At 41.1% G+C, this 1,206-nt stretch carries 2 protein-coding genes; both read left to right on the top strand.

All coding sequences use genetic code 11. The features are described from left to right. Nucleotides 1-196 precede the first annotated feature (196 nt). A complete protein-coding gene (locus VXQ92_RS19320; protein ID WP_001991212.1) occupies nt 197-460 on the top strand; it encodes a FeoA family protein in 264 nt (87 codons plus the stop codon). Continuing rightward, nucleotides 457-1,206, top strand: a 750-nt coding sequence (locus tag VXQ92_RS19315; RefSeq protein ID WP_416682888.1) for a FeoB small GTPase domain-containing protein, incomplete at its 3' end; no start/stop codon positions are given. The genes VXQ92_RS19320 and VXQ92_RS19315, both read left to right, overlap by 4 nt.

The raw sequence follows: 1,206 nt of genomic DNA, 5'->3' as shown, positions 1-1,206 counted from the left end.
AAATGTTCAGGAATTTGAACAGGGCTTGGAATACGCGGTTTTTTATTTATCATAAACAACTTCCTCTAAACCACTGTACTGTAAAAGAAACTTTAAGGTTTGTCGATTAAACTCCATAAGAATTGAAATCTAACCTTATTTGGTAATTATTCTCATTTATATGTATACTAGTAAAAAAGGTTTAGGATCGGATGCGGTGCGTTTATCAGCGTTGAAAGTGAAGCAAGCGGCGACCATCACCAAAGTGAATCGGATAGAAGTAGAGTCCGAGCAGCAAGATTTGGTCGCAATTCGTTTGGAAAGTCTGGGTTTTGTACCAGGCACGCGAGTGGAAGTGATTACCAAGGGTGTTTTTGGTGGTGATCCGATCTTAATCCAAATTGGCTTTACTCGTTTCGCTTTACGTAAAGCAGAAGCGGAAAAAATCGAAATTCAAGTAGAAGAAGGAGTACCCGCATGAGTGATGCGTTACGTATTGCCCTTGTGGGAAACCCTAACTGTGGTAAAACCTCTCTTTTTAACCATTTAACTGGAACTCGACAAAAAGTCGCCAACTATGCCGGTGTAACGGTCGAGCGTAAAGTTGGTCATTTTCAGTTACCTTCAGGCCGTTCGGTTCGAGTGCTCGATTTGCCGGGTACATACAGTCTTAATGCGACCAGTCCGGATGAAGCAATTACTCGTGATGTCTGTTTAGGAAAAATAGCGGAAGAGGGGCAACAAGACGCTTTTTTATGTGTGGTTGATGCGACCAACTTAAAATTGCATTTAGGCCTTGTACTCGAAATGATCGAGTTGGGTCGCCCAATTTTACTTGTACTGAATATGATGGATGAAGCACGTCGTCGTGGCATCCAGATTAATACTCAAAAGTTATCTCAACGTTTGGGCGTACCAGTCGTTGAAACAGTAGCTGTCCGTAATGCGGGTATTGAAAATTTATTACATGCCCTTGATCAAGAAAAATACAGTGTGCCACAAACTGAACTGAGTGGCTTAACTGGGACTCATCATCAAAAAATCGATATGATTTTTAAAGATGTTGTTCATTATGTTGATCAGGAAGACAAGCGTACTGATTTTCTCGATCGAATTTTCTTACATCCAGTCTTAGGCCTACTTAGTCTTGCCATCATGATGTTTATTGTGTTCCAAGCAGTTTTTGCATGGGCAGCGCCTTTTATGGATGGTATTGAAGGCTTCTTC

It is taken from the genome of Acinetobacter sp. 228, assembly GCF_048147885.1.
The sequence above is the reverse complement of the archived record's forward strand: the minus strand, read 5'-3'. Positions and strand labels throughout refer to the sequence as shown.